The sequence below is a fragment of the Pantoea coffeiphila genome (assembly GCF_016909495.1).
Classification (GTDB): domain Bacteria; phylum Pseudomonadota; class Gammaproteobacteria; order Enterobacterales; family Enterobacteriaceae; genus Erwinia; species Erwinia coffeiphila.
In genome coordinates this window covers 536,945-560,910 of the sequence record NZ_JAFBFW010000005.1, presented here as the reverse complement: position 1 = coordinate 560,910, position 23,966 = coordinate 536,945, and the positions used below count along the sequence as shown (strand labels likewise).

Genomic DNA, 23,966 nt, shown 5'->3' with positions numbered 1-23,966 from the left:
CGTGAGACTTGATATTTTTTACGTCCGGAGACGTTGATATCAATCCTGCGAGTGCCCACACAGATTGTCTGATAAATTGTTAAAGAGCAGTGCAGCAAGTCGCCGGAGCGTACTGCTGCGAGGTGGCGTATATTACGCTTTCCTCCTTCGGAGTCAACTTCTTTTTAAGAAGTTTTTTTCCGGCGGTTCAGAGACTTCCTGAACCTCTGAGTGGCTGACTTGTCAGTCGTTGTGCCGTCTCAGTGGTTGCGCATTATAGGGAGGCCGAGCGGGAACGCAAGCAGAAATATTAAGTTTTTATCTGCTTGCTGAAACTTCGCGCGAAACGCTGCTTTTTAGCCCTGTTTGATGCGCGCAGGCAGCTCTGCAAGGCTATTTAGCACCCAGTCTGCCGCTTTTTCACCCTCGGCGGTAACGGGCTTCCCGGTGCGAACCAGTACTTTTTTACCCACTCCAGCCGCCGCGCCTGCCATCATGTCCTCTATCTTGTCGCCAACCATATAAGAAGCGGCCATATCAATGTGCAATTCTTGCTGTGCAGACAGCAGCATTCCCGGCTGCGGTTTACGGCAGTCACAGTTTTGACGAAGCTCTTCTACTACAGCTTCAGGATGATGAGGGCAGAAGTAGATGCCATCGAGATCGACATCACGATCGGCGAGCGACCAGTCCATCCACTCGGTCAGGTGCATAAACTGATCTTCGGTAAACATACCGCGGGCGATACCAGACTGGTTGGTCACCAGCACCAGCGCGAAACCCATCTTCTTTAATTCGGCCATGGCTTCAATAACACCATCGATAAACTCAAAGTTGTCGCTTTCTGAAACATAGCCATGATCGATATTAATGGTGCCATCACGATCGAGAAAAATTGCCGGGACATTGGTAGCCACGTAGTCACTCCTGCTAAAAAATTTGCCATAGAGTATCTCACGATTGCCATAGAAGAGAGAATGCCAGTTTGAATGACTTCGATTGATTTAGACGTCTGGATGCCTTAACATCCACTTGCGTTCGGCTTTACTGCCAGATGCATAAGAATGAACGCCACGGACAACCCCATCACGATAATAAATAAAGCAATGATAAAACTTTCAAATATCACCAAAGTGTTCCAGCAGGGTTCACGCACGATTACAGCGCTGTCCGATGTCAGCCTGCACGTGCCTGCCGGGCAAATTTACGGGGTTATCGGTGCTTCCGGCGCCGGTAAAAGTACCCTTATTCGCTGTGTGAATCTGCTGGAGCGCCCGACCTCCGGTAAAGTGCTGGTCGATAATCAGGATCTCACCACGCTCTCATCAGCACAGCTGACGCTGGCACGCCGCCAGATTGGCATGATCTTCCAGCATTTTAATCTGCTGAACTCCCGAACTGTTGCAGGCAACGTTGCGCTGCCGCTGGAGTTGGGCAGTATGTCGAAAGCAGAAATAAAGAACCGCGTGGTTGAGTTGCTGGAACTGGTCGGCCTGGCCGATAAGTATGACTCCTGGCCTGCCAACCTTTCCGGCGGTCAGAAGCAACGTGTGGCAATTGCTCGCGCGCTGGCCAGCAACCCAAAAGTTCTGCTGTGCGATGAGGCCACCAGCGCCCTCGATCCGGCAACCACGCGTTCAATTCTTGAATTGCTGAAGGATATTAACCGCCGCCTGGGTATCACCATTCTGTTGATCACCCATGAAATGGACGTTGTGAAACGCATCTGTGACTGCGTCGCGGTGATTAGTGACGGCAAGCTGATTGAACAGGATACGGTGAGCGAGGTCTTCTCCCATCCTAAGACGCCGCTGGCCCAACAGTTTATTCAGTCCACACTGCATCTGGATATTCCTGAAGATTACCTTCAGCGCCTGTCCCCTGAAGCCCGTGAGAATACCGTTCCTTTACTGCGACTGGAATTTACCGGCCAGTCGGTAGATGCGCCACTGTTGTCTGAATCCGCCCGCCGTTTCAATGTGAACAACAACATTATCAGCGCGCAGATGGATTACGCAGGCGGCGTCAAGTTCGGCATTATGCTGGCCGAAATCCACGGTAGCGCCGACGATACCCAGGCCGCTATCGCGTTTCTGCAGCAAAATCACGTAAAGGTAGAGGTACTAGGTTATGTCTGAGGCAATGATGTGGTTAATGGGCCGCGGCATCTGGGAAACCCTGATGATGACCTTTGTCTCCGGCTTTTTCGGTTTTGTTATCGGTCTGCCGGTCGGCGTACTGCTGTATGTAACCCGCCCGGGACAGATTATCGCGAACGCAAAGCTCTATCGCGTGCTGTCGGCGGTGGTTAACATCTTCCGCTCGATTCCTTTCATTATACTGCTGGTGTGGATGATTCCATTCACCCGAATGATTGTCGGAACCTCTATCGGTCTTCAGGCGGCGATTGTACCGTTGACCATTGGTGCGGCACCGTTTATTGCACGTATGGTGGAAAACACCCTGCTGGAGCTGCCAACCGGTCTGATTGAAGCCTCGCGCGCGATGGGTGCCACCCCGCTGCAAATCATCTGCAAGGTTCTGCTACCGGAAGCGCTGCCGGGTCTGGTGAATGCAGCTACTATTACTTTGATCACCCTGGTGGGTTACTCCGCAATGGGCGGTGCAGTGGGCGCAGGCGGCCTGGGACAGATTGGCTATCAGTATGGCTATATTGGTTACAACGCCACGGTGATGAATACCGTTTTAGTCCTGCTGGTTGTTCTGGTGTATTTGATTCAGTTTGGCGGCGATCGCATTGTTCGCGCGGTCACTCATAAGTAAACACAACAGTAATATTCGTTATTTAAGGAAGGGACATGTCTTTTAATTTTAAAACGTTTGCTGCCGTAGGCGCACTTATCGGTACTCTGGCTCTGGTTGGCTGCGATCAGAAAGAGAAAGATCCAAACCACATCAAGGTGGGTGTGATTGTCGGTGCCGAGCAGCAGGTTGCTGAAGTGGCACAGAAAGTGGCGAAAGAGAAATATGGCCTGAACGTGGAGCTGGTGACGTTTAACGACTATGTACTGCCTAACGAAGCACTGAGCAAAGGCGATATTGACGTCAATGCCTTCCAGCATAAGCCATACCTCGATCAGCAGATCAAAGATCGTGGCTACAAACTTGTTTCCGTGGGTAACTCCTTCGTTTATCCGATTGCCGGCTATTCGAAAAAAATCAAATCACTGGATGAACTGCAGGAAGGCGCGCAGGTTGCCATTCCAAACGATCCAACCAACCTGGGTCGTTCACTGCTGCTGCTGCAGAAAGTGGGCCTGATTAAACTGAAAGATGGCGTTGGTCTGCTGCCAACCTCACTGGATGTTGTTGAGAACCCGAAAAACATCAAGCTGGTTGAGCTGGAAGCGCCACAGCTGCCGCGCTCCCTGGACGATCAGCAGATCGCACTGGCGGTGATTAACACTACCTACGCCAGCCAGATCGGCCTGACTCCGGCGAAAGACGGTATCTTCGTAGAAGATAAAAACTCCCCGTACGTTAATCTGATCGTTGCGCGCGAAGATAATAAAGACGCAGAAAACGTGAAGAAATTCGTTCAGGCCTATCAGTCTGACGAAGTTAACGAAGCGGCTAACAAAACCTTTAACGGCGGCGCGGTTAAAGGCTGGTAATAGGTTAATGCAGGCCGTGCCAGCGGCCTGCATGTTTTACGAATAAACGACTCTCGTTCTGCATATCCCGCTCTCCCCTTGTTATTTCTGCTACGGCTTGCTTCAATAACGCCACTTTTACCGAACATGAGGATTCCCCATGCGTGTTTTGCCGCTCTGTTTGCTGGCCCTGTCGCTGACAGGCTGTTCGCTGCTGCAGAAACCCTACCAGCCCATCACGCCAATCGAGAAACCAGCGCAAACGGAACCTGCTCGCGCTAAACCCGCCGCTCATCCAGCTCCGGTAAAACTGTATACCGATGCGGCTGAACTGGTCAGCAAGCCTTTCCGCGATCTAGGAGAAGTGTACGGTGATGACTGCCAAAGCAGCACCCAGGACTCTCCACCGAATATTGCGACTGCACGCAAGCGCATGCAGGTCCGGGCTTCAGGCATGAAGGCCAATGCTGTACTGCTGCACAAGTGTGAAATTGTGAGTTCAGCACAGGGATGCTATCGCCAGGCGATTTGTCAGGGCTCGGCACTGAAAGTCTCCAATTAACAATCGTTATTGGTCCACTCAGCCAGAATCCTCAAGAATTTATTGCGATATTTCATCTCGCAACCTATGACAAAAAGTAAGAGCCAGGCCGTAAAATATCGCTAAAAACGAAGATTAAAATCATTATTTTTTAATTACTTAGTAAGATTGCGGGTTAATTATGGGGTTGTTATATTCAGCCCCCACAATTAACATAAAAAGGATTTTCCATGCGTCTTATTACATTTTGTTTGCTGGCTATGGCTCTGGCAGGTTGTACTGCACAGTCTCATAAAACTAAGCCGCTCCAGGCTGCAACACCCGTTCAGCACGCTACTCCAGCCAAAAAAATGCTGACCAACACCACCAGCCCGAGTATTGCTATTTATAACAGCGTTGAAGCGCTGAACGGCAAAGCGTTTCTTGCGCTGGGTGGCGTTTCAGGTGATGATTGCCAGATTCAAGCGAATGATTTCCCACCTAATCTGGTAAACGTTCGCCAGCAAATGCAAAAACGCGCTGCCGCACTGTCAGGTAATGCCCTGCTGATGCAAAGCTGCGAAGTATTGAGTGGCTTACCCGGTTGCTACCGTGAAGCCACATGTCAGGGTTCAGCCATAAGAGTCGCAGAGTAAATGTCGTCATTCTCCTTCCAGCAAATTGGTACTATTTATTCCCCCTGGAAGGAGAAATTTGCCGTTCCCAGACAACCCGGTCTGATTGAGGACGGTGGTGGTGAACTTCGTCTTTTACCTCCCTATAACCAGCCGGAAGCGGTGAGAGGCCTTGAGGCATTCAGCCATCTCTGGCTGCTGTTTATTTTCCATCAAACCATGGAAGGTGGCTGGCGCCCTACCGTACGACCACCGCGTCTGGGCGGTAATGCACGCATGGGCGTATTTGCTACCCGATCAACCTTTCGCCCTAATCCAGTCGGGATGTCCCTGGTTGAGCTGAAAGGTATTCGCTATGAACAGCAGCAGGTTATTCTGGATCTAGGCAGTCTCGATCTGGTCGACGGCACGCCGATTGTCGATATCAAACCCTATTTGCCTTTTGCCGAAGCCCTGCCCGATGCGCGCGCGGGTTTTGCCCAACAGGCCCCCGCAGCAGATATGGCCGTTTTCTTTACTCCGGCAGCCCAGGAACAGTTGGCACAACATCTGTTTCGTTATCCACATCTTGAGCGTTTTATTTCTCAGGTGCTGGCACAGGACCCTCGGCCAGCCTACCGTAAAGGCGAAGAACCGGATCGGGAATATGCTGCCTGGCTGCTGGATTTTAACGTTCGCTGGCGCGTCACCCTTGCGGGTACCGAAGTTATCGCTATCGACCCACGTTAATTTGGTCCGGCATCTTTTGACTCACCCGACACGCTGGTACACTAGCCGCCACGTTTTTTGACTCTCTTCCGTTCATATGGAATCGTAACTCATGCGTACTACTCAATACCTGCTCTCCACTCAAAAGGAGACACCTGCCGACGCTGAAGTGATCAGCCACCAGCTGATGCTGCGCGCCGGGATGATCCGCAAACTGGCATCCGGCCTTTATACCTGGTTACCGACCGGCCTGCGCGTGCTGAAAAAAGTTGAAAACATCGTGCGCGAAGAGATGAACAACGCCGGTGCCATTGAGATTTCGATGCCGGTTGTCCAGCCTGCCGATCTCTGGCAGGAGAGCGGCCGCTGGGAGCAGTACGGTCCGGAGCTGCTGCGCTTTGTCGATCGCGGCGATCGTCCTTTTGTACTCGGCCCAACGCATGAAGAAGTGGTCACCGATCTGATCCGCAACGAGCTGAGCTCCTACAAACAGCTGCCGCTGAATGTATTCCAGATCCAGACGAAATTCCGCGATGAAGTCCGCCCGCGTTTTGGCGTGATGCGTTCGCGCGAATTTATCATGAAAGACGCTTACTCATTCCATACCACGCAGGAATCGCTGCAGGAAACCTACGACGCGATGTATCGCGCCTACAGCCAGAGCTTCACCCGTATGGGGCTGAACTTCCGTGCGGTTGATGCCGATACTGGTTCAATCGGCGGTAGCGCTTCCCACGAGTTCCAGGTGCTGGCACAAAGCGGTGAAGACGATGTAGTGTTCTCCACCGAGTCAGATTACGCGGCCAATATGGAAAAAGCGGAAGCGGTAGCACCAGCCGGTGGCCGTGCCGCGCCATCTCAGGAAATGGCGCAGTTCGATACGCCAAATGCGAAAACCATCGCCGAGCTGGTTGAGCAGTTTAATCTGCCGGTTGAGAAAACCGTGAAAACGCTGATGGTGAAAGCGACAGAAGAGAGCGGCCACACGCTGGTTGCCCTGCTGGTACGCGGCGACCACGAACTGAACGAAGTCAAAGCAGAGAAAATTGATATCGTTGCGGCACCGCTGACCTTCGCGACCGAAGAAGAAATCCGTGCGCTGGTAAGCGCTGGCCCGGGTTCGCTTGGTCCTGTTGGCCTGCCAATGCCAATCGTCGCAGACCGTACCGTTGCCGCGATGAGCGACTTCAGCGCTGGTGCGAACATCGATCACAAACACTTCTCGGGTATTAACTGGGAGCGCGATCTGCCGCTGCCACGCGTCGCGGACATCCGCAACGTGGTGGAAGGCGATGCCAGCCCGGACGGGAAAGGTACGCTGCAGATCAAGCGTGGTATCGAGGTGGGTCATATCTTCCAGCTCGGCACCAAATACTCGGAAGCGATGAAAGCCTCCGTACAGGGTGAAGATGGCCGTAACCAGATTATGACCATGGGCTGCTACGGTATCGGTATCACTCGCGTTGTGGCGGCGGCAATTGAGCAGAACCACGATGAACGCGGCATCATCTGGCCAGCCGCGCTGGCACCGTTCCAGGTCGCGATCCTGCCAATGAACATGCAGAAATCGTTCCGCGTGAAAGAGCTGGCGGAAGAGCTGTACAGCACGCTGCGTGCCAAAGGCATTGATGTGATCCTTGACGATCGCAAAGAGCGTCCGGGTGTGATGTTTGCCGATATGGAACTGATTGGCGTGCCGCATACCATCGTGATTGGCGATCGTAATCTCGACAGCGAAGAAATTGAGTACAAATCCCGCCGCGAAGGTGAGAAGCGTATGATCAAAACCAACGAGATCGTTGAGTTCCTGGTTGCCGAACTGGCGAAGTAATTCACTGGTTTATTAACGAAAACGGCCATCGCTAATGCGGTGGCCGTTTTGTTTTGAGCGGAGAAAGACGCTTAGCTGGCGGGCTGTTGCGAACGGGCGGTTAAATGATAGCGCTGCTGATTACTCAGTGGCACGCCACGGACCGATAACACCTCAAGTCCCTCTTCCGTTGGGCGGAACAGCTGTTTCTCGCCGTTCATCGCCACCAGCGTTAACGTGTCTGCCGTGCGCGCCCACTTGCCGTATTGAGCAAACCGCATTCCATTGGCACCCGTTTCTCGCTGCTCCAGTACATAGCTGCCATCAGCGGCCAGGAAAAGCGAAGATTCGCTGTCACGGCAGTTTTGCCCACAGGGCATTAGCCCGCTATAGCTCTGACGCATCGGCTCCAGTGCCGCATACTGCTGCGCGGGCTGATGGTTATTACAGCCAATCAGCGTGGCAAGTACCAGTGCGGCACTGAAACTTAACAAAACCGTTTTCATCGCATCTCCTGCTGCCTGAATAAGTAGACCCAAGGTCCGTTAGTCGCTGCGAACTTTGCCTCGAAGCGATTTGGTCGACGATTTACGCGCTTTACTCTCCAGCCTGCGCTTTTTAGATGCCAGCGTCGGGCGCGTACTGCGGCGAACCTTTTCAACAACCGTCAGCTCAAGGATTAAATTCTCCAGCCTTTTTAATGCCGCCTCACGGTTCATGTCCTGGCTGCGATACTCCTGCGCCTTGATAATCACTATGCCCTCAGGCGTAATCAAATGATGACTGGCGGCCAGCATGCGCGACTGATAAAACTCGGGCAGGCTGGAAGCCCGGATATCAAAACGCAGATGAATGGCCGTAGAGCTTTTATTCACGTGTTGCCCACCCGCCCCCTGCGCGCGAATCGCAGTAATGTCGATTTCAGCGTCGGGAATGGTGACATTACGTGAAAGAATAATCATGGCTTCTTACCTGCATCCAACCACGTCTCAAACTGAATTTCAAGGTGGTGGGTGTCATCAGATAGCCAGATTGTGCCATCCTGAATGGTTGCCTGTAACTGCATGGAACGGGATGCAAGCTGGGTGAGTGCGCTGAGCTGTTCATCGTTCAGGTAACGAATGGACAAATTATCCTGCTGTGCCAGTTTATTCTGGTTTTGCTGCCACCACGGCTGTGCCGCGCGCCAGTTATAGGCATACAGCCAGACGTGCTGCGAACGACTACAGGCTTTTTTAATACGTCGCTCTTCGGGCAGCCCCAGTTCTACCCACAGGTCAATGCCGTTATGATCGTTAAGCTGCCAGATTTCCGGCTCATCCTCGGCGCTTAAGCCGCGAGTAAACGTTAAACGTTCATGGGCATGAACCATCCACGCCAGCAGTCGTAGCATCAGACGCTCTTCGGTTTCAGACGGGTGACGCGCCAGCGTCAGTACCTGGTCAATAAATACATTGCGGTCCATATCCGCGACGTTAACCGTCGCTTTGTAAATCGTTGCTTTCAGTGCCATAGGTATCCTTATCTTCGTTACCGGTCATTGTAACCGATGGCGAAGCAATTCACCCGTACCCGGCTGATTTCCGATAAAAGCCTGTGCTATAGTCGATGTTAGTCAGAGAAACACTCTGAAGGAGGTGCAAGTGCAAAACTATTGTGAATTAGTTCGCCGTAAATATGCCGAGATCGGCAGTGGCGATCTGGGATACGTGCCGGATGCTCTGGCCTGCGTATTGAAAGCACTCGATGAAATAGCTGGGAATCCTGAGCTAAACTCTTCCATCAGGGAACAGGCAGCCTTTGCTGCCGCTAACTTATTGGTGAGCGACTATGTTGACGAATGAAGCCTACAAACCGATCAACTGTGATGACTACGACAGCCTGGAACTCGCCTGCCAAAAACACTGGACGCTGGCGCTGACGCTGAAAAGCGGCGAGCAGTTAAAAGCCAAAGCGAAAGACATTCTGTCGCGGAAAAACGTTGAGTACCTGACGGTGGAGATTGCCGGTGAAACCAGCGACCTCCGCCTCGATCATATCGCCAGTTTCAGCCATCCCGACCTCGGCACCGTCGTGGTCAGCGAGTCAGATTAACCCACACGTCAATCATAACAGGGGCGGAAAACACCTCGCCCCTTCCCCGTCAGGGCTTCAGGCCCGCGTAGTACGCTGCTAAATCATCGATATCTTCATCACTGAGACCGGCAACAAACGCCTTCATCACCTCAGCCTGTCCGCCACTGCGGGCGCCAGTTTTATACGCGTGTAGCGCCAGTCCAAGATACGCCTCATTCTGCCCAGCCAGATTAGGGTAGATCGGCGCAGCAGCTTTACCGTCTGCACCATGGCAGGCCATACAGGCTGCGGATTTTTGCTGCCCGGCGCTGCTGTCACCCGCCGCGATAACCGGCAGGCTGGTTAACAGAAACATCGCTGCCGTCAGGCTTTTTTTCAACATAGCACTCCCTGAATTCATTGTTGCCAGCGTATCCGCCAGGCGGTTTCCGCTGAAGATGGCTCCCCTTCATGGGTCACAAATACCCCCAGCGCGGCAATCAGCTGTTCACCATAAAACAGCAGCGGTATGCGTTCACGCCGCCAGGGCGGAATACCGGCCTCCTGCCAGAGCTTTTTCAGCGGGCGGCTCCCCGCGCGGCCCACGATATGAAACGAGCCCCGCGCCTGAAAGCGTACGCTGACCGTTTCCGATGACTGCGGCTGACGCAGCGATATCCCGGCATCATCTACAGCCAGCTGCCCCAGCTCAGCCGGTAACGTCAACGGCAGCCAGGGTGCAGCCCAGTCGATCTGACGATCGGCCAGCGGCTCAGATGGGAGTAACCACCACAGACGATCGCGAAAACGACGAACTTCAGCAGCCCCAAGACGCAGGCACGGCGTGGCATCTTCACGGCTCAGAACCACCTCCTGCCACAGCCGCTCCAGCCCTTCCCGCGAGGGCATCGCACCGTTTTGCCGCGCAATCCAGCGCCGCAGCAGCGCAGCGCGGCGGACCGGGCTCATGCTCAACAGCGGCGTAAAACCCAGGCTTCCGTCTTCGGCGATCAGCGCATCAAGCGACTCGGCCAGTAGCTCGTCAAGCAGCTGTTCCTGTTCGCCGCACAGTGCGGCGCTGCGGGCAGCTGCGGCAGAAAAGTGTGGCCAGCGTTCATTCAGTAACGGCAATATCTCTAAGCGCAGGAAGTTGCGGTCATAGCGCGTGTCCTGATTACTCTCATCTTCAATCCAGCTGAGCCGATGGCGCGCGGCCCACGCTTCAAGCTGCTGACGACTGAAATCCAGCAGCGGGCGCAGATGCAGATTGTCACCGCGCATCTGCACCGGTGACATGGCTGCCAGGCCCGCCGGGCCGCTACCGCGTTTGAGCGCCAGCAGCAGGGTTTCACTCTGATCGTCCCGGTGCTGTGCGGTCAACAGCGTTTCCTTCGGATCGATGTGCTGAGCCAGCGCCTGATAGCGTGCAGTTCTCGCCGCCGACTCAATGCCCCCCTGCCGCGCATCAACCGTCACCTTCACCACCTCCAGCGGCACCTGCCACTCCGCACACTGGCGGCGGCAGTGTGCCACCCAGCCGTCCGCCAGCGGACTAAGACCATGATGAACGTGTAGCGCCCGCAGTTGCAGCGTCGGCCACTGCTGGCGCAGTTGCACCAGCTGGTGAAGCAGCACGGTTGAATCCAGACCGCCGCTGTAGGCCAGCAGTACGGGCTGCTCTGCCGTCAGTGAGCGTTCGAGATGAGCAAGATCTGACATGGTAATCCTAAAGAGAACACCCGGCGCGGTACACCGGGTTTAGACGTTCCTATTTTAAGCCTGATACAGTTCCAGGGGCAAACCGTCAGGATCGCTGAAGAAGGTAAAACGCTTGCCGGTCAGCGGATCGATGCGAATATCTTCACAAATCACGCCGCGTTCGCTCAGATACTGCGTGGCGGCATCAATATTCTCCACGCTGAATGCAAGATGGCGCAGGCCGCAGGCTTCCGGCCGCGAAGGCCGCGACGGGGGTTCAGGGAACGAAAACAGCTCAATCACATAGCTGCCGTTCAGTGCCAGATCGCCCTTCCAGGAATCACGCGCTTCGCGATATACCTCTGCCATGAGCGTAAAACCCAGAATATCGCAGTAAAACGCTCGGCTGAGCGGATAGTCTCGCGCAATAATCGCGATATGATGCACCTGCTTTAACTGTAAACCGGACATGCTGTCACCTGAATCAATGCTGTTTAGCAGTACCTTACGCAGCGACGAACCTGACCGCAACGGGTGAGATTCCGTAAAACGGCCTAAATTACCGCGTCATCTTTCAGTACCCGCACCAGATACTGCCCGTCCTCGGTAAGGGTGGCACCATGTATATCCGTTTCAAAGCCGGGATAGCGCTCCCCCACCGAACACAGCATCAACAGAAAATCGAGCACTGCGCGGCTTTCAGCAGTGATCATTTCACCCGGCATTACCACCGGTACGCCCGGTGGATAGGGCAGGATCATATTGGCCGAGATCCGCCCCACCAGCTCGCTGATATCCACGGTTTCAACATTGCCCTTAACCTGCTGCTGGAACATCTGGTGTGGGGTAAGTTTCATCTCCGGCAGTACAGCAAACGCCTGCAGCATCAGGCGCGGTAAGTCATGCTGGCAGATCAGTGAGTGGATCCCCTGCGCCAGATCCTGAATACGCATATTGCGATAAAAGTCCGGATCTTCCGCATACAGATCTGGCAGCATATTTTTGACCCGCAGGTTAAGGTCGTAGGCCCGCTTGAACTCCGTCAACCCGCGCAGCACGCTCATCGCTTTGGTTTTATCAATGCCAATACTGAACAGGAACAGCAGATTGTAAGGCCCGGTTTTCTCCACCACGATACCGCGCTGATCGAGGAATTTCGCCACCAGCGCCGCCGGGATCCCCTCTTTCGCCATCTCGCCAAGCTCGCTCATACCGGGAGTCAGGATAGTGACTTTGATCGGATCAAGGTACATATGATCGGCATCCGCATCGCGAAAACCGTGCCAGTCCTCCTCGCCCGGCTGGATCGGCCAGCATTCCGGTTCATCAATGCCTTCCGGCTGCCAGATATCGAAGAACCAACCGTCTGACTCTTCGCGCAGGCGCTGGATTTCACGGCGGAAATGCAGTGCCCTCTCAACCGAACGGTTAATCAGCCGCTTACCGGGATTACCGCGCAGCATGGCCGCCGCCGTTTCAATGGAAGCGACGATTGAATAATTGGGCGACGTGGTGGTGTGCATCATATAGACCTCATTAAAGGTCTGTTCATCGTAGTCGCCCTTAATGTGGATCAGCGACGCCTGCGAGAAAGCGGCCAGCAGTTTATGCGTCGACTGCGTTTCATAAATCACTTTCCCCGCCGTTCTATCGCCGCTCATGCCGCTCAGCCCGCTATAGATAGGATGAAAATTGGTATACGGCACCCAGGCAGAATCAAAGTGGATAGAGGGAACGTCCAGCGTCGCCTTAATATACTGCGTGTTATACAGCAGCCCGTCGTAGGTTGAATTGGTAATCACCGCGTGGACCGGCCAGCTGGCACGCGGCGTCTGGGCCACTTTCTGTTCAATGCTCTCTCTGGTGAACTCTCGTTTCGGTATACCGCCAAGTATCCCCAGAGCGTTGCGCGTCGGCTTCAGCCATACCGGAATAACATCACTCATCATCAGCAAATGGGTCAGCGATTTATGGCAGTTACGATCGACCAGCACGGTGCTTCCGGCGGGGGCTGCATACATGCCGACGATTTTATTTGAGGTCGAGGTTCCGTTAGTGACCATATAGCTTTGCTCGGCACCGAAGGTGCGGGCAACATATTCTTCGGCCTCAAGATGCGGACCGGTATGGTCGAGCAGCGATCCCAGTTCGGTCACCGAGATAGAAATATCCGCCTTCAGGGTGTTTGCGCCAAAGAAATCGTAAAACAGGCAACCTACCGGGCTTTTCTGGAAGGCCGTTCCGGCCATGTGTCCGGGGGTACAGAAGGTGTATTTTCCTTCTTTAACGTAGGTGAACAGCGCGCGGGTCAGCGGCGGCGTGATGTTTTCCAGATACTCATCGGTGTACTGGCGTATCCTCTGAGCGATATCCTCTGCCGCGTTAAGCGCATATTCGAAGAACCAGATCGCCATACGCATCTCGTTAATGCTGACGTCCATCGTCGAATGAGTATTGATAAAGGCGTACAGCGGCAGGTATTCGTTAAGCTGATTGATTTCGCTGCACAGTTCGAAGCTGTGCTCGTCCCAGTCAAAAATCACGCCGCTAATTCGCGGGTTGTGCTCAATCAGCTTCAGCAGGTCCGCAGCATCGTGCGGATAGATGGTTTGGAAGCCCTGCAATTTAAGCGCGGCATCCAGCTGTCGGATCGGTTCATCTTTATAAAAAACGTTGTGCGGTCCTACGATCGCGATAATGTTCAATGCTTACCTCCATCTGCATACAAAGGCGGAAGATTGCTTCCGCCTGGTCAAGACCGGTTGACCCTGCAGTCAAACTGTAAGCATAGCGGATCGCTTCCTCTTACGCTTATCCCTGCGGGTAAGCCTGAGCAATGTTTGCCTGGGCGCTCATCGACAGCTGCGCGGTAATGTCCTGTAGCACATAAAGATCGCGACGTCGGGTCCAGGGTTGATCGGACTGTGGGTCATACCATCGCGGCAGGGAAATCCCCCCGGGTGCAAACCCACGTACCTGACGCGCCGCACAGGTCATAATGCAGCGTTTAACATGGTCGCGATGACCTACGATCGCAGCCTTGCCCATTTTTGCAGGGTCGCCGGAAAAGTATTTGTTAATAATTTCCTGCACAACACCATCAGTGCTGAGATAAATCAGCTTACCGCTTTCATCCCAGTAGGGCTCTATAGAAATAATGTCACTTCGTGGAATATCCGAAAACTCGGAGGAATCCATCCAGCGTGCAATTTCCCATTGCAGATAGAGCGGCATGCGTTTTTTACGCCATACGGCAGCACAGCACTGGGCCAGCACCCGATTCATCGGTCCTGGCAAAGCAAGCTTATTGGGATCGTGGTCAGGATTAGGCCGGTTGCCGAAGGCGAAAGCCATCACCATGTTGGCCTCCTGTAGGCGGCCGGTCGGTGGTGTCATGTTAAAAGCGGCATCCAGAATAAACGGGGCCAGAATATCGGCCGTGTGACGATCCTCCAACTGGTCGCTCAGCTGATTAAGCGCCATCCGATCGAAAGTTTTATCTTTGTGGGGCTTTGCTGCTGAAACGCAGCCACCAACGGCGGCAACGGCCGGGAGGGTCAGTAAACCCATGACTAATTTACGACGATTAATATCCATAATATCCCTTCCTTTTAGTGAGTTAGCAAAAAAGGCTAACATGACTCGGGAACGATTACAGATAGCATAAATTGTGAAAATTCTGAGACAAAAAAGGCCCCTGAGGGGCCTTTATCACGACGGGCGCTAAATTAAGCGTAACCGTAGTTCATCAGACGCTGATAGCGACGATCCAGCAGTTCCTCTGTGCTTAACGCATCCAGCTCCGCCAGATCTGAAAGCAGCTGTGCTTTCAGAGAATCAGCAATCGCCAGTGGGTTACGGTGCGCGCCGCCCAGCGGCTCCGGGATCACGCTGTCGATCAGGTTCAGCTCTTTCAGTCGCGGGGCAATGATCCCCATCGCTTCCGCAGCCAGTGGCGCTTTGTCGGCGCTTTTCCACAGAATCGACGCACAGCCTTCCGGTGAGATCACCGAATAAGTGCTGTACTGCAGCATGTTCACTTTGTCGCCCACGCCGATAGCGAGTGCACCGCCTGAGCCACCCTCACCAATTACCGTACAGATAACCGGCACTTTCAGACCGGACATCTCACGCAGGTTGCGGGCGATAGCTTCAGACTGACCGCGCTCTTCCGCACCCACGCCAGGATAAGCACCCGGAGTGTCGATAAAGGTAACGATAGGCATTTTAAAACGCTCGGCCATCTCCATCAGACGCAGCGCTTTACGGTAACCTTCCGGTGCCGGCATGCCGAAGTTACGGCGAATTTTCTCTTTGGTTTCGCGCCCTTTCTGATGACCAATGATCATCACAGGACGGCCTTCCAGACGAGCGATCCCGCCAACAATGGCTTTATCATCGGCATAGGCACGGTCGCCCGCCAGCTCATCAAAATCGGTGAAAACGTTACGAACATAATCCAGCGTATAAGGACGCAGCGGATGACGCGCAAGCTGCGCGATCTGCCATGCACCTAAATCGGAGAAGATTTTACGCGTCAGTTCCACGCTTTTATCGCGCAGACGCTGAACTTCTTCATCCAGATTAATATCCAGTTTTTCATCCTGACGGCCAACCGATTTCAGTGAATCAATTTTCGCTTCAAGTTCTGCGATTGGCTGTTCAAAATCCAGGTAATTAAGACTCATAATAATCCTGTTTTAGTCAAACTCCAGTTCCACCTGCTCCGATCCTATCAACGACCGCAGATCGTTTAATAAACGATCGCTGGGCGACACGCGCCAGGTCGCGCCAAAGCGCAACTTCGCCCGCGCATCCTCTCTCTGATAGTAGAGATGTACCGGAATTGTCCCCGAACGATGGGGTTCCAGGGATTGACGGAGACGGTTCAAAAGCTGGTCATCAATTTGCCTGTCCGTCAGCGATATAGCAAGTCCACGCGCATATTTTTCGCGTGCTTCGTCGATGTCCATCATATCTCGGGCCATCATTTTAAGCCCGCCGTTGAAGTCATCAAAGCTGACCTGTCCGCTGACGATCAGGATACGGTCTTTTTCCAGCATATGCTGGAATTTATCTAACGCATCTGTAAATAACATCACTTCCAGACGACCCGAACGGTCGTCAAGTGTACAGATACCAATCCGGTTACCGCGTTTTGTTACCATAACGCGGGCCGCCACCACCAGACCGGCCGCAGTGGTCATTTTGCCACGTTCGGTCGGGTGCATGTCTTTCAGGCGCAGTCCACCGACATAGCGCTCAATTTCTTTTAAATACTGGTTAATCGGGTGACCGGTTAAGTAAAGCCCTAAAGTCTCTCTTTCGCCATCCAGCTGGATCTGTTCAGGCCAGGGTGTGACGTCAGAATAGGACTTTTCTACCTGCTCAGGCGCTTCCGCCAGCACGCCAAACATATCCGCCTGGCCAATCGCTTCTGCTTTCGCATGCTGATCGGCGGCCTTCAGCGCATCAGGCAGCGCACTCATCAGCGCGGCACGGTGTGGCCCCAGGCGGTCAAACGCACCGGACATAATCAGTTTTTCCAACACCCGCTTGTTCAGCTTTTTGGTGTCGGTACGGGCGCAGAGGTCGAACAGCTCGCGGAAGTATCCTCCCTCGTTACGCGCCTCAATAATCGCTTCGATCGGGCCTTCGCCAACGCCCTTAATCGCTCCGATGCCGTAAACGATTTCACCATCGTCATTGACGTGGAACTGATACAGCCCGGAGTTAATATCCGGCGGCAGCACCTTGAGGCCCATACGCCAGCACTCATCCACCAGGCCAACCACCTTCTCGGTGTTGTCCATATCGGCGGTCATTACCGCAGCCATAAACTCGGCCGGATAGTGCGCCTTCAGCCACAGGGTCTGATAAGAAACCAGCGCATAGGCGGCGGAGTGTGATTTGTTAAAGCCGTACCCGGCGAATTTCTCCACCAGGTCAAAGATCTTAATCGCCAGCTCGCCATCAACGCCGCGAGCTTTCGCGCCGTCTTCAAAGCCACCGCGCTGCTTGGCCATTTCGACCGGGTTCTTTTTACCCATTGCACGACGCAGCATGTCCGCGCCACCCAGGCTATATCCCGCCAGCACCTGGGCAATCTGCATGACCTGTTCCTGATACAGGATGATGCCGTAAGTGGGTTCCAGCACCGGCTTCAGCGACTCGTGCTGCCACTGGATATCAGGATAGGAGATTTCCTCACGTCCGTGCTTACGGTCAATAAAGTTATCTACCATGCCGGATTGCAGCGGCCCGGGACGGAACAGGGCCACCAGAGCGATCATGTCTTCGAAGCAGTCGGGCTTCAGACGCTTAATCAGATCTTTCATGCCGCGCGATTCAAGCTGGAAGACCGCGGTGGTTTCCGAACGCTGCAGCATGTCGAAGCTTTTCTGGTCTTCAAGTGGGATGGCGGCGATATCGATCGGCTCCAGCCCCTCTTTCTCACGCCGGGCATTAATCATTCCCAGCGCCCAGTCAATGATCGTCAGCGTACGCAGGCCGAGGAAGTCGAACTTGACCAGCCCTGCGTATTCAACGTCATTCTTATCGTACTGAGTAACGGGGTGGTTGCCGTTTTCATCACAGTAGAGCGGCGCAAAGTCGGTAATTTTAGTGGGCGCGATAACGACGCCCCCGGCGTGCTTACCGGCGTTACGGGTGACGCCCTCCAGCTTGCGCGCCATATCAATCAGCGCTTTAACCTCTTCATCCGCTTCGTAGATTTCCGGCAGCTGCGGTTCAGCGGCAAAGGCTTTTTCCAGCGTCATCCCCGGATCGGGCGGCACCAGCTTGGAAATACGATCGACGAAGCCGTACGGATGCCCGAGCACGCGCCCTACATCGCGGATAACCGCTTTCGCCGCCATCGTACCGAAGGTAATGATCTGCGATACCGCCTCACGCCCGTACATTTCCGCCACGTGATCAATGACCAGGTCGCGCTTCTCCATACAGAAGTCAACGTCGAAGTCCGGCATGGAAACACGTTCAGGGTTGAGGAAGCGTTCGAACAGCAGGTCAAACTCCAGCGGATCGAGATCGGTGATTTTCAGCGCATACGCCACCAGCGAACCGGCACCGGAGCCACGCCCCGGCCCCACCGGCACATCGTTATCCTTCGACCACTGGATGAACTCCATTACGATAAGGAAGTAGCCCGGGAAGCCCATCTGGTTGATAACGTTGAGTTCAATATCCAGACGGTCGTCATATTCCGGGCGGCGCTCTGCACGCACCTGCTCGTCGGGGAACAGGAATTCCAGACGCTCTTCCAGCCCCTCTTTTGATTTCATGACCAGGAAATCTTCGGTGGTCATTTCACCGGTCGGGAACTGCGGCAGGAAGTATTCACCCAGGCGAATGGTCACGTTACAGCGGCGGGCAATTTCCACGCTGTTTTCCAGCGCTTCCGGGATGTCCGAGAACAGCTCGCACATCTCCTCTTCCGTCCGCATATACTGCTGCGGGCTGTAGTTTTTAGGGCGCTTGGGATCGTCAAGCGTGAAGCCGTCGTGGATCGCCACGCGGATCTCATGGGCATCAAAGTCATCTTCCTGCAGGAAGCAGACTTCGTTGGTTGCCACCACCGGCACCCCTTCGGCAATCGCCAGATCGACCGCCGCATGCAGGTAAACTTCTTCATCCTGACGGCCGGTACGGATCAGTTCCAGATAGTAACGATCGGGGAAATGAGTCTGGTAGAAGCTCAGGCACTCGGCAACGCCGGTGGGATTGCCGCGCAGCAGCATTTGGCCGACGTCACCGCGCCGCCCACCGGAGAGCAGAATAATGCCCTGCTGGTGTTCCATCAGCCAGTCGCGATCAATGGTCGGGCCCGCCGGTCCGTAGCCACGCTGGTAGGCACGGGAAATCAGCAGGGTAAGGTTTTGATAGCCTTCGTTATCCGCAGCGAGCACGGTCAGCTGGCTGAGTTCATCGCCCATCAGCGGGCTGGCGACGTTGAAATCTGCGCCGATAATCGGCTTCATGCCCTGCCCGTGTGCGGTTCCGTAAAACTTAACCAGCCCGCACAGGTTGGTGAAATCGGTGATACCAATAGCCGGCATACCCATTTTCGCCGCATTTTTCACCAACGGGCCCGTCTTCGCCAGTCCATCGATCATGGAGTAGTCGCTGTGAACACGTAAATGAATAAAACGAGGTTCGGCCATCTGGGATTCCGTTAAAACTGAAGGGGAAGATTACAGCGTACGGGAACGCGTAGCGGCAATTTCAGCATCCAGCAGCGCATTGCGCACCGGAGCAAAACTGCGGCGATGATGCGGCGTTGCACCGTGCTGCGTCAGTTTTTCCATATGCAAGGCGGTTGGGTAGCCTTTGTGCTGGGCAAAACCGTATTCGGGATACAGCAGATCCAGCTCGGCCATTTCACGATCGCGCGTCACCTTGGCGATAATGGAAGCCGCACTGATTTCACGCACCAGGCTATCCCCTTTGACCACGGCCTGGCTGGGCATCGCCAGCGCCGGGCAGCGATTGCCGTCAATCAGCACGAAATCAGGTGTGATGTGCAGACCGGCCACGGCACGCTGCATGGCCAGCATAGTGGCATGCAGGATATTGATCTGGTCGATCTCTTCCGGTTCCGCTCGTCCCAGCCTCCAGCTCAGCGCTTTTTCGACGATTTCATCGTACAACGCCAGCCGCCGCTTTTCAGACAGCTTTTTCGAATCGGCCAGGCCCTGGATAGGGTTGTCAGGATCGAGGATCACTGCGGCGGTCACCACAGCGCCGACAAGCGGGCCACGCCCAACTTCATCAACGCCAGCAATCAGCGCGGCGTTGGGATAAATAAAATCACTCATGGACACAGCTCCAGTACGGCGGCCGCAGCCTGTTCATCCGCATTCCAGCGAATTTGATGGTGCAACTCGGCAAAGGTCGCCAGTAACTGTTGACGAGCTTCACCGTTAAACAGCAGTGGTTCCAGTGCCGCAGCCAGTTTCTGCGGTTCACACTCATCCTGCAACAGCTCTTTGACCAGCTCACGACCGGCAAGCAGGTTAGGCAGGGAAACATAGTCGGTTTTCACCAGGCGTTTCGCCAGCCAGAAGGTGAACGGCTTCATACGATAGCCCACGACCATCGGGCATTTCGCCAGCATACACTCCAGCGCGGCAGTGCCGGAGGCAAGCAGTGCGGCATCGCTGGCCACCATCGCAGTACGGCCTTTGCCATCCAGCAAATGCATGGTCAGATCGGGCGCAACGTCGGCTTTTATCTTTTCAAACTGCTCGCGGCGGCGCGGATTGACCAGCGGAACAACCACTTCCAGCTGCGGGTATTTTTGACGCAGCAGCATGGCGGTGCGCAGAAAATCTGCGCTAAGCATTTCCACTTCGGCATTGCGGCTGCCCGGCAGCAGAGCGAGGCAAAGCGCATCAGGCGCGATGCCCAGTTCCTGCCGCGCTGCCAGCTTATCAGGCTCTATCGGCATCGCATCGGCCATAGTATGGCCGATAAAGCGGCAGGGTACATTGAAGCGGTCATAAAAGGCTTTTTCAAACGGCAGGAAGGCCAGCACCAAATCGGTGGCACGGCCTATTTTAAATACCCGCTTTTGCCGCCATGCCCAGACTGACGGGCTGACGTAATGAATCGTACGAATACCACGCTGTTTCAGGCGTTCTTCCAGCGTAATATTGAAATCAGGCGCATCAATACCGACGAAAACATCGGGCTTCAGCTCGGTAAAGCGGGCAGTTAAATCCCGGCGAATATGCAGGATACGGCGCAGCCGCCCGAGTACCTCGACGATACCCATCACGGCTAACTCTTCCATCTCATACCACGCTTCGCAGCCTTCGGCCTGCATCAGCGGGCCGGCTACGCCAACGAAACGGGCGTCAGGATGCTTTGCTTTCAGCGCGCGAATCAGACCGGCACCAAGAATATCGCCGGAGGTTTCTCCGGCGACAAGGGCAATCGTTAAGGGATGCTTAGGCATGAGTTAACGAATCAGACCCCGGGTCGAGCGCGCAAAGAAGTCATAGAAAGGCTGAACTTCAGGGTGCACTTTCGCCAGCTCGGCAATCTCCGGCTTCACTTCATCCAGCGTCTTACCGCTGCGGTACAGCAGCTTGTAGGCGTTACGGATTGCGTGCAGGGCATCTTTGCTGAAGCCACGGCGCTGCAGGCCCACAAGGTTAATACCAAATGGCGTTGCGTGATTGCCCTGGGCGATAACGTAAGGAGGAACGTCCTGCGCCACACCGGAACAGCCGCCGACCATCACATGCGCGCCAATGATGCAGAACTGATGCACCGCCGTCATACCACCGATAATCGCAAAGTCATCGACGGTAACGTGGCCTGCCAGCGTGGCGTTGTTCGCCAGGATACAGCGATTGCCAACGACGCAGTCATGAGCAATGTGCGCATTAACCATCAGCAGGTTGTCATCACCCAGTTTGGTCAAACCTTCTGCCTGAGCAGTTCCACGATGGATGGTTACGCTCTCGCGAATGCGGTTACGATCGCCAATCTCAACGCGGGTAGGTTCACCGTCGTACTTCAGATCCTGGTTTACCTCACCGATGGAGGCAAACTGGTAAATGGTGTTGTCCTTACCAATACGGGTATGACCATTCACCACAACATGCGATTTGAGAATTGTGCCTTCACCGATTGATACATTAGCGCCTACGACGCAAAAGGGACCAATCTGAACGCCAGCGCCAATGACGGCGCCTTCTTCAACGATCGAACTTGGGTGAATTACGGCGGTGCTGTCAATCACGAATTAAGCCTCCCGGCTGCGGGCACACATCATTGTTGCTTCGCAGACAATTTTACCGTCAACGGTCGCCACGCCCTTAAAGCGCGTCAACCCACGGCGGGTTTTCTCGAAGGTCACTTCCATGATCATCTGGTCACCAGGTACTACAGGGCGCTTAAAGCGCGCTTCGTCAATTCCGGCGAAGTAGTACAGCTCACCCGGTTCCAGTTTCCCTACGCTCTTGAACGCCAGAATTCCCGTGGCCTGAGCCATCGCTTCCAGGATCAACACGCCTGGGAAAATCGGCTTACCAGGGAAATGGCCCTGGAAAAACGGTTCGTTAACCGAGACGTTCTTCACCGCACGCAGATACTTGTGTTCTTCAAACTCAAGTACGCGATCGACCAGCAGAAACGGGTAGCGGTGCGGCAGTAATTCAATAATCTCTTCAATCTTCAGAGTATGAGTTTCAGTAGTCAAAATACTCTTCCTGTCCTAAACATTCTGATGGCATCAATAACACGGCCTGCAACAATCGGAGATCGTTAGCAGGCCGCAAATCATTTCCGTGCGCTTGGCTTTCCCTGCTTAGCATGTTCTATTTATGAAAGCTGGGCAGCGTAAGTGGTGAATCGTCGCTCAGTCTTTATCAACCTTGCGTTCGACGGCCTTCAAGCGTTTGCTCAGTTCGTCGATGTTCATCACCAGCGCTGCAGTTTTGCGCCAGGTTTTGTTGGGCTGCAGTGGAATCCCCGAAGAGTATACCCCAGGTTCGGTGATTGGTCGCATCACCATTCCCATTCCCGTGACGGTTACTTTGTCACAAATTTCCATATGACCATTAATTACGCTGGCACCACCGATCATGCAGTAACGACCGATCTTAAGACTGCCAGCCATAATCACGCCACCTGCAACGGCAGTGTTATCACCGATTACAACATTGTGTGCAATCTGGCACTGGTTATCTATGATAACACCATTCCCGATTTGAGTGTTATCCAGCGCACCACGATCGATGGTGGTACAGGCACCAATCTCAACGCGATCGCCAATAATAACCGTGCCGAGCTGAGGAATTTTCACCCAGTTGCCGCGATCGTTAGCATAGCCAAAACCATCGGCACCAATGACCGTACCTGACTGAATCAGGCAATCGCTGCCGATTTGCACTTCATGATAAACGGTTACATTGGCCCACAGGCGGCTACCGGCACCAATTCGTGCTTTTTCCCCAACGAAGCAGCCAGCACCGATAACCGCGTTATCGCCCAGCACGACGTCGGATTCGATCACCGCATTTGCGCCAATCGAAACATTTTTGCCCAAAGTCGCAGTAGGATCGATCACTGCGTGCGGCGAAATAGCGGTGGCTGGCTGCGGTGTTGTATCCAGCAGCTGCGCCATACGGGCATAGGTCAGATAAGGATTTTTCACTACCAGAGCCGCGCCAGCAAAGCATTCGCGGTCTGCTTCTAACAGCACCACGGCAGACGCCTGACAGGCAGCCAGCTGTTCACGATAACGGCTGTTGGAAAGGAAAGTGATCTGACCGGTTTGAGCGGATTGCATAGAAGCAATGCCGGAGATGACGATATCGCCATCTCCGTGCAATTCTGCATCCAACTGCTGGGCTAAATCAGCCAGTCGAATTGAAGACATGTATTATTTAACCTGTTTCAGTACATCTGCAGTGATGTCTTTTGCTTTAGCCGAGTAGGCTACGGCATTCTGATCGATAACCACATCATAGCCTTCGCTATCAGCAACTTTCTGCACAGCATCCTGGATGCGGGTCAGAATTTTGTTGCGCTCTTCAGCCTGACGACGACGGTTATCCTGCTCGAAAGCCTGCGCTTTGGTTGAGAAGGTTTCGCGCTGCGCCATCACGTCTTTTTCCAGACGGCTACGATCGCTGGCTTTCATGGTAGAACCGTCACGCTGTAAACGCTGCATTTTAGTTTGCAGATCGCGTTCCATGCCCTGAAGTTCGGTAGCACGGCCTTTGAATTCATTCTCAAGCTGCTTCGCAACGGTCGCACGCGCTGGTAACTGTTGGAAAATGCTGGAAACGTTCACCACTGCAATTTTGTCAGCTGCCTGGGCTCCAGCGGAAACCGCCATAGCAATACCCAGACCTGCGGCACACAACAACTTTTTCACTATAAACTCCTTACCATCAACGTTTGTGTCATGG

General features: G+C 54.1%; 26 protein-coding genes. 9 read left to right on the top strand and 17 right to left on the bottom strand.

Annotated features, from left to right (window positions below):
* Positions 1 to 335: 335 nt before the first annotated feature.
* Positions 336 to 896: a D-glycero-beta-D-manno-heptose 1,7-bisphosphate 7-phosphatase gene (gmhB, locus tag JOE09_RS18795; protein WP_105595473.1), complete on the bottom strand. Its 561-nt coding sequence runs from the start codon at positions 894 to 896 to the stop codon at positions 336 to 338.
* Positions 897 to 1,085: 189 nt separating this feature from the next.
* Between gmhB and metN the strand changes: the two genes are divergently transcribed.
* The 7 genes from metN (at position 1,086) to proS (ending at position 7,287) form a co-directional block, all read left to right on the top strand.
* Positions 1,086 to 2,117, top strand: coding sequence for a methionine ABC transporter ATP-binding protein MetN (metN, locus tag JOE09_RS18790; protein ID WP_205066795.1), 1,032 nt, complete (start codon positions 1,086 to 1,088; stop codon positions 2,115 to 2,117).
* Entirely contained in the window at positions 2,110 to 2,763 is a 654-nt protein-coding gene (locus JOE09_RS18785) for a methionine ABC transporter permease MetI (RefSeq protein WP_105595471.1), read from the top strand. The genes metN and JOE09_RS18785 overlap by 8 nt, the downstream gene beginning before the upstream one ends.
* Positions 2,764 to 2,798: 35 nt before the next feature.
* Positions 2,799 to 3,614: a MetQ/NlpA family lipoprotein gene (locus JOE09_RS18780; RefSeq protein WP_200545319.1), complete on the top strand. Its 816-nt coding sequence runs from the start codon at positions 2,799 to 2,801 to the stop codon at positions 3,612 to 3,614.
* Positions 3,615 to 3,753: 139 nt separating this feature from the next.
* Positions 3,754 to 4,155 (top strand): Rcs stress response system protein RcsF, encoded by a 402-nt coding sequence (rcsF, locus tag JOE09_RS18775; RefSeq protein WP_205066794.1) that lies wholly within the window; start codon positions 3,754 to 3,756, stop codon positions 4,153 to 4,155.
* A 209-nt stretch (positions 4,156 to 4,364) separates the two neighbouring features.
* The gene (gene rcsF / locus JOE09_RS18770; protein WP_200545317.1) at positions 4,365 to 4,769 is read left to right on the top strand and encodes an Rcs stress response system protein RcsF; all 405 of its coding nucleotides are present in this window, start codon (positions 4,365 to 4,367) and stop codon (positions 4,767 to 4,769) included.
* Positions 4,770 to 5,477, top strand: coding sequence for a tRNA (N6-threonylcarbamoyladenosine(37)-N6)-methyltransferase TrmO (gene tsaA, locus JOE09_RS18765; protein WP_205066793.1), 708 nt, complete (start codon positions 4,770 to 4,772; stop codon positions 5,475 to 5,477).
* A 91-nt stretch (positions 5,478 to 5,568) separates the two neighbouring features.
* Positions 5,569 to 7,287 (top strand): proline--tRNA ligase, encoded by a 1,719-nt coding sequence (gene proS, locus JOE09_RS18760; RefSeq protein ID WP_200563030.1) that lies wholly within the window; start codon positions 5,569 to 5,571, stop codon positions 7,285 to 7,287.
* Positions 7,288 to 7,358: 71 nt separating this feature from the next.
* On the opposite strand, the gene JOE09_RS18755 is transcribed toward proS, so the two are convergent.
* The 3 genes from JOE09_RS18755 to JOE09_RS18745 are packed head-to-tail and all read right to left on the bottom strand — an operon-like array spanning position 7,359 to position 8,779.
* Positions 7,359 to 7,772 carry a copper resistance protein NlpE N-terminal domain-containing protein gene (locus JOE09_RS18755; protein WP_105595465.1) on the bottom strand — a complete coding sequence of 138 codons (414 nt, stop codon included), beginning with the start codon at positions 7,770 to 7,772 and terminating at the stop codon, positions 7,359 to 7,361.
* 39 nt (positions 7,773 to 7,811) lie between these two features.
* Positions 7,812 to 8,228 (bottom strand): alternative ribosome rescue aminoacyl-tRNA hydrolase ArfB, encoded by a 417-nt coding sequence (arfB, locus tag JOE09_RS18750; protein WP_105595464.1) that lies wholly within the window; start codon positions 8,226 to 8,228, stop codon positions 7,812 to 7,814.
* Positions 8,225 to 8,779, bottom strand: coding sequence for a YaeQ family protein (locus tag JOE09_RS18745; protein ID WP_105595463.1), 555 nt, complete (start codon positions 8,777 to 8,779; stop codon positions 8,225 to 8,227). The genes arfB and JOE09_RS18745 overlap by 4 nt, the downstream gene beginning before the upstream one ends.
* 130 nt (positions 8,780 to 8,909) lie before the next feature.
* Here JOE09_RS18745 and JOE09_RS18740 point away from each other — a divergent pair, with 130 nt between their 5' ends.
* Both JOE09_RS18740 and rof read left to right on the top strand, forming a co-directional pair.
* Positions 8,910 to 9,110 (top strand): YaeP family protein, encoded by a 201-nt coding sequence (locus JOE09_RS18740; protein WP_105595462.1) that lies wholly within the window; start codon positions 8,910 to 8,912, stop codon positions 9,108 to 9,110.
* Entirely contained in the window at positions 9,097 to 9,360 is a 264-nt protein-coding gene (gene rof, locus JOE09_RS18735) for a Rho-binding antiterminator (RefSeq protein ID WP_105595461.1), read from the top strand. The genes JOE09_RS18740 and rof overlap by 14 nt, the downstream gene beginning before the upstream one ends.
* 49 nt (positions 9,361 to 9,409) lie before the next feature.
* Here the strand turns inward: rof and JOE09_RS18730 are convergent, their stop codons facing one another.
* From JOE09_RS18730 to skp, 13 genes are all read right to left on the bottom strand, one after another.
* Positions 9,410 to 9,724 carry a c-type cytochrome gene (locus JOE09_RS18730; RefSeq protein ID WP_105595460.1) on the bottom strand — a complete coding sequence of 105 codons (315 nt, stop codon included), beginning with the start codon at positions 9,722 to 9,724 and terminating at the stop codon, positions 9,410 to 9,412.
* Positions 9,725 to 9,738: 14 nt separating this feature from the next.
* Positions 9,739 to 11,040 carry a tRNA lysidine(34) synthetase TilS gene (gene tilS / locus JOE09_RS18725; RefSeq protein WP_205066792.1) on the bottom strand — a complete coding sequence of 434 codons (1,302 nt, stop codon included), beginning with the start codon at positions 11,038 to 11,040 and terminating at the stop codon, positions 9,739 to 9,741.
* 54 nt (positions 11,041 to 11,094) lie between these two features.
* Positions 11,095 to 11,490: a VOC family protein gene (locus JOE09_RS18720; RefSeq protein WP_205066791.1), complete on the bottom strand. Its 396-nt coding sequence runs from the start codon at positions 11,488 to 11,490 to the stop codon at positions 11,095 to 11,097.
* A gap of 83 nt (positions 11,491 to 11,573) precedes the next feature.
* A complete protein-coding gene (locus JOE09_RS18715) occupies positions 11,574 to 13,724 on the bottom strand; it encodes a lysine decarboxylase LdcC (RefSeq protein ID WP_205066790.1) in 2,151 nt (716 codons plus the stop codon).
* Between the two features lie 106 nt (positions 13,725 to 13,830).
* Entirely contained in the window at positions 13,831 to 14,616 is a 786-nt protein-coding gene (locus JOE09_RS18710) for a hypothetical protein (protein WP_239553167.1), read from the bottom strand.
* Positions 14,617 to 14,747: 131 nt separating this feature from the next.
* Entirely contained in the window at positions 14,748 to 15,707 is a 960-nt protein-coding gene (gene accA, locus JOE09_RS18705) for an acetyl-CoA carboxylase carboxyl transferase subunit alpha (RefSeq protein WP_205066789.1), read from the bottom strand.
* A 12-nt stretch (positions 15,708 to 15,719) separates the two neighbouring features.
* Positions 15,720 to 19,202, bottom strand: a complete 3,483-nt coding sequence (dnaE, locus tag JOE09_RS18700) for a DNA polymerase III subunit alpha (RefSeq protein WP_205066788.1) — start codon at positions 19,200 to 19,202, stop codon at positions 15,720 to 15,722.
* A 30-nt stretch (positions 19,203 to 19,232) separates the two neighbouring features.
* Complete coding sequence (gene rnhB, locus JOE09_RS18695) at positions 19,233 to 19,856, bottom strand: ribonuclease HII (RefSeq protein WP_205066787.1); 624 nt, start codon at positions 19,854 to 19,856, stop codon at positions 19,233 to 19,235.
* Positions 19,853 to 20,998 carry a lipid-A-disaccharide synthase gene (gene lpxB / locus JOE09_RS18690; protein ID WP_205066786.1) on the bottom strand — a complete coding sequence of 382 codons (1,146 nt, stop codon included), beginning with the start codon at positions 20,996 to 20,998 and terminating at the stop codon, positions 19,853 to 19,855. The genes rnhB and lpxB overlap by 4 nt, the downstream gene beginning before the upstream one ends.
* Positions 20,999 to 21,001: 3 nt before the next feature.
* Positions 21,002 to 21,790: an acyl-ACP--UDP-N-acetylglucosamine O-acyltransferase gene (lpxA, locus tag JOE09_RS18685; protein WP_205066785.1), complete on the bottom strand. Its 789-nt coding sequence runs from the start codon at positions 21,788 to 21,790 to the stop codon at positions 21,002 to 21,004.
* Between the two features lie 3 nt (positions 21,791 to 21,793).
* On the bottom strand, positions 21,794 to 22,249 hold the full coding sequence (gene fabZ / locus JOE09_RS18680; RefSeq protein ID WP_105595450.1) for a 3-hydroxyacyl-ACP dehydratase FabZ: 456 nt from the start codon (positions 22,247 to 22,249) through the stop codon (positions 21,794 to 21,796).
* 159 nt (positions 22,250 to 22,408) lie between these two features.
* Complete coding sequence (gene lpxD / locus JOE09_RS18675) at positions 22,409 to 23,431, bottom strand: UDP-3-O-(3-hydroxymyristoyl)glucosamine N-acyltransferase (RefSeq protein WP_205066784.1); 1,023 nt, start codon at positions 23,429 to 23,431, stop codon at positions 22,409 to 22,411.
* Between the two features lie 3 nt (positions 23,432 to 23,434).
* Positions 23,435 to 23,932: a molecular chaperone Skp gene (skp, locus tag JOE09_RS18670; protein ID WP_200545303.1), complete on the bottom strand. Its 498-nt coding sequence runs from the start codon at positions 23,930 to 23,932 to the stop codon at positions 23,435 to 23,437.
* Between the last annotated feature and the right edge of the window lie 34 nt (positions 23,933 to 23,966).